At 62.0% G+C, this 4,379-nt stretch carries 3 protein-coding genes, 2 pseudogenes and 1 other annotated feature; all 5 genes and pseudogenes read left to right on the top strand.

Annotated features, from left to right (window positions below; translation table 11 throughout):
* Positions 1-605, top strand: a 605-nt coding sequence (locus ACLQI9_RS06845; protein WP_442383836.1) for a class I SAM-dependent methyltransferase, incomplete at its 5' end; no start/stop codon positions are given.
* A 34-nt stretch (positions 606-639) separates the two neighbouring features.
* A pseudogene (locus ACLQI9_RS06840) lies at positions 640-726 on the top strand (hypothetical protein); the annotation flags it as partial.
* A 196-nt stretch (positions 727-922) separates the two neighbouring features.
* Positions 923-1,732, top strand: a complete 810-nt coding sequence (locus tag ACLQI9_RS06835) for a DUF6065 family protein (protein WP_442391354.1) — start codon at positions 923-925, stop codon at positions 1,730-1,732.
* 419 nt (positions 1,733-2,151) lie between these two features.
* Positions 2,152-3,015, top strand: a complete 864-nt coding sequence (locus tag ACLQI9_RS06830) for a cyclopropane mycolic acid synthase family methyltransferase (RefSeq protein WP_442391356.1) — start codon at positions 2,152-2,154, stop codon at positions 3,013-3,015.
* A gap of 617 nt (positions 3,016-3,632) precedes the next feature.
* A pseudogene (locus ACLQI9_RS06825) lies at positions 3,633-4,379 on the top strand (IS3 family transposase); the annotation flags it as partial.
* Positions 3,932-4,063 (top strand) — a sequence feature (AL1L pseudoknot). It overlaps the preceding pseudogene by 132 nt.

Below are 4,379 nucleotides of genomic sequence, written 5' to 3'. Positions count from 1 at the left end.
ACCGCGGCGAAAGCCCGGCCGAAGGCTTTCCCGCTGTGGCCACACCACCGTGGGACACCAAGGCGCCCAAAGAGAACGTCGTCGCGTGGCAGGAGGGCGGCTGGGTGCACGGTGACGTCCTAGACATTGGCTGCGGGCTCGGCGACAACGCCATCTACCTGGCCAAAAGCGGACACAATGTGACCGGGTTGGACATCTCGCCGACCGCGCTGATCACCGCCGAGCGGCGGGCCAAGGACGCCGGGGTCGACGTCAAGTTCGCGGTGACCGACTCCACCAAGCTCGACGGTTACACCGACGCGTTCGACACCATCGTCGACAGCGGCATGTTCCACTGCCTGGACGATGACGGCAAGCGCAGCTATGCGGCCGCGGCGCATCGGGCGACCAGGCCGGGCGCCACCCTGCTGCTCAGCTGCTTCTCCGACGCCAACCCGTCGGACGACGAATGGCCCCGGCCGGCGGTGCCCGAGCAGACCCTGCGCGACGTCCTCGGCGGCGCAGGCTGGGATATCGAGTCACTGGAGCCTGCGACCTGGCGCCGCGAGATCGACGGCAACCAAGTCGAGATGGCGTTCTGGTACGTGAGGGCACGACGGCGCTAGCTTTCTCGGCAGCCGGTCGTCACTCGCCGGCTTTGCTCAACGGCGACGGGGGTTCGCCGACGAAATCGCCACGGCCATCCGGCGGGTCAACGACATCGCGGAGCTGGCCAGAACGCGGTGATCGGCCTTTCGCTGTGCCGGGGTGGCTCCGCACCGGCCCTGCAAAGACGATTACCACCGCCCCTCGACGAGCTGTGAGTAAGCTGTGCATTCAATACTAACGGTCCGAAGCCGCCGACCACGACGTGCGCCATCTGTTTGGGGGAAGGCATTCCAACGTCTGCGGCAACGGGTGCCGCGAGCTAATCGAGGATCAGATGAGTGACAACTCCAGCAGGCCGGTCCGTCCACTGATCGGGTTCACCACCCGTGATGACGCGCCGCGAATTACCCCGGCACCGAGTAGCCGGACGTGGATGTCAGCAATGTCAGCGACGCGTAACGGTTGGCCCAATCGGTGTTTGCCGATGCTCATCGCTAACCAAAGCGGCTGGGAGCTGCGCAACCGGTGCGCGTTCACCGCTACGTGGTTCGGTCAGGAAGACGAGGCGGACGTGATGATCCAACCCGATAAGCGCGATACCGGCCAGTTCCTGCCCCTCAGCCATTTCGGTAACGGCATCCTGACCTGGCATCTGCCGATGTTGTTTCGCACTCCTGCGGGCTACAACCTGTTAGTCCGCGGACCCGCAAATTATCCGAAGGACGCCGTGTATCCGTTAGAGGGCATAGTCGAAACCGACTGGGCAAGTGCGAGTTTCAGCATGAGCTGGAAATTCACCCGCAAACTGATGCCGGTGCGATTCGAGGTCGACGAACCGATGTGCATGATCGTCCCGCAGCGCCGAGCTGAGCTTGAAGAGTTCGCCCCCGAACTCAGGCGCATCGAGTCTGACGAAGATCTGCAGCGCAAGCACAAGTCGTTTCTTCGCTCACGTGACGCGACAAAACAGATCGAGCAGATCGCGAGGGTCGCAGCGGGAGAGCAAGTGGAGTGGCAAGGTGACTACGCGCGAGGCAGACACACCGACGGCGAGGCCGGGACACCGGATCACCAGACTCGCCGTCATCTTCGTTCATTTGTTCAGCCACAATATGAGAAGCACAATCATAGTTCCAGCCCGTAGCCGCGGCCGCGACCGATTTAGCAGCATTTCGGCAACGGCTTAGATCAGTTAAGGGCAAGATTGCCTCGCCAGCAAACCGGAACCAGCGCAGCGCTGCGGTGCGCCTAAGCCGGTCTGGACGAGATCGAACGCGAAGCGATCCGCGCCGAAGGGCTGGACCGTGACGGCCCGCCGTGATGGCAGCTTTAGAGCTGGTACGGCTGAAATTGACCCTGCTGCGCACTTGATGGCCCCTTAGCGGACCCCACAGCGCGGGGCGCGTCACAGCCTCGTTTCGATGCCGAGCTCCGCCAGCAGGTGCCGAACGCGCGTCTCGATCTCATCGCGCATGGGGCCCACCGCACGCTTGAATAAAGGCGTGTGGCGCCGTAGCTTTTGGGAAGGCGTCTCTACACAGTTCGAGCGAAGGTCGTGATGAAATTTCCCCCAAACTAACCCCCAAATTTGAGATGGCGCAGGCACACTACGACCTGTCTGACGAGTTCTTCCGGCTTTTCCAAGACCCGACGCAGACTTACAGCTGTGCGTACTTCGAGCGGGAGGACATGACCCTCGAAGAGGCACAGCTCGCGAAGATTGACCTGTCACTCGGCAAGCTGGGTCTGGAGCCTGGGATGACGCTGCTCGATATCGGCTGCGGCTGGGGTGCCTGTATTAACCGAGCCCTCGACAAGTACGACGTCAATGTCATCGGTCTGACGCTGAGTAAGAACCAGCTCGCCCATGTTCAGTCGCTTCTCGACAAGAACCCGAGCAAACGCTCGAAGTCGGTCCAGTTGCGTGGCTGGGAAGAATGGGACGGCAAGGTTGACCGGATTGTGTCGGTCGGCGCGTTCGAGCACTTCGACTTCGACCGCTACGACGAGTTCTTCGACATCACCTATAAGGCGATGCCGACTGACGGAGTGATGCTGCTGCACACCATCACCATCTTGACTGCCAAAGAGATGACCGCAGAGGGTTTGCCACTGACCTTGGAGCTGGCACGCTTCGTCAAGTTCATGGTCGATGAGATTTTCCCCGGCTGTCGGCTCCCAACACTCGATATGGTGCCAGACCATGCCGCTAAGGTCGGCTACACCTGCACCCGCATCCAGCAGCTGCAGTCACACTATGCGAAGACTTTGGATATGTGGTCGGCGGCGCTGAGGGAACATAAGGATGAGGCCATCGCGCTACAGGGTGAAGTCGTCTACAACCGCTATGACAGATTTCTCAGTGGAGGTGCGAAGGCGTTCCACGAGGGCTACATCGATATCGCCCAGTACACGCTGGAGAAGTAACCGGCGCTTGGTGCGCTCGCTGTGGTGCGGAGTCAGACCTTCACGAACCTTAAGGGGTTTTTGTGCTGGCGCTGCGGCGAAAAGAAAGTACATGGTCGCTAAATGATTCGTGACGAGCGGCTACTTGGCCTTGTCAGTGCCCGGCTCAGAACGTGTTGACCTTGTCGTACGAACGCACCTCGGCGTTTGCCGAACGAAGTTGTGACGGTTGCGGGATAAAGCAGCAGGTCAACGGGTTGGTTGTGCTGGCGGCTGAAAGTCTCGGGAAATTCTACTGCGGTCCCGTGCGGTCCCAGGCCGATTGACGGGGCGCCCGTCGGAGCCGACAGGCAGCACCGCCATCGCTTACCGTCCGCATTGGTGTGGGTGAACGTCGCTGCGGTTACCAGTTCAGCGGAGACCACTGTGACGGGGAAATTCGGCCCCGGCGGTCCGTTCGCATCCGACCTTGGGCATTCTCACAAGAATCTGATGTATCGGCGTAATTTTGTCTCCCCCGAATGTTAGGAGCGCTTCGTGTTCGTAGATGGGACTGTCGGGGGGACGACGGAGGGTGGCGATATTGAATCGCCCTGGAAATCCTGGAGGCTCCTGACCTTGGAAACGAGGATGGAGCCATGCCGAAGGAACAGTCGCCAGGGAAGGCGACGACGCGTAGGTACAGCCCGGAGGAGAAGGCCGCTGCGGTGCGGATGGTGCGCACCTTGCGTGCCGAGTTGGGCACCGAGCATGGGACGGTGTACCGGGTTGCCCGCCAACTCGGATACGGCGTGGAATCGGTGCGCTCCTGGGTGCGCCAGGCCGACATCGACGACGGTTACGCGCCCGGGGTGTCGACCGCGGAGTCGCAGCGGGTCAGGGAACTTGAGCAGGAGATCCGAGAACTGAAGCGTGCCAACGAAATTCTGAAGCGAGCGGCCAGTTTCTTCGGGGCGGAGCTCGACCGCCAACACAAGAAGTAGTCACCTTCATCGACGTTAACCGCGACGAGTTCGGGGTCGAGCCCATCTGCACTGTCCTGCGATCAGCAGGCGTGCAGGTGGCCCCGAGCACCTACTACGCGAATAAGGCGCGTCCGCCCTCTGTGCGAGCTTGCCGCGACGCCGTCGTGGGGCCGGCGCTGCGGCAGATCTGGGAAGACAACTATCGCGTCTACGGCGCCCGCAAGCTGTGGAAAGCAGCCCGCCGTGCTGGTCACGACGTCGGACGTGATCAGGTCGCCCGGCATATGCGGGCTGCCGGCATCGAAGGGGTGCGCCGCGGCAAACGGGTCCGCACCACCAAGACCGACCCGGCCGCGGCGCGTCATCCCGATCTGGTGGGCCGGGATTTCACCACGACCGCGCCCAATGCGCTGTGGGTCA

Origin of the sequence: Mycobacterium sp. (assembly GCF_052143115.1) — a bacterium.
Taxonomy (GTDB): Bacteria; Actinomycetota; Actinomycetes; order Mycobacteriales; family Mycobacteriaceae; genus Mycobacterium.
Note: the sequence above shows the minus strand (reverse complement) of the source record. Positions and strands in the feature narration are given on the sequence as shown.

What these genes read in the sequence shown, in the direction of transcription:
- ACLQI9_RS06835 (WP_442391354.1), top strand. Translation starts at nt 923, where the DNA reads ATGAGTGACAACTCCAGCAGGCCGGTCCGTCCACTGATCGGGTTCACC.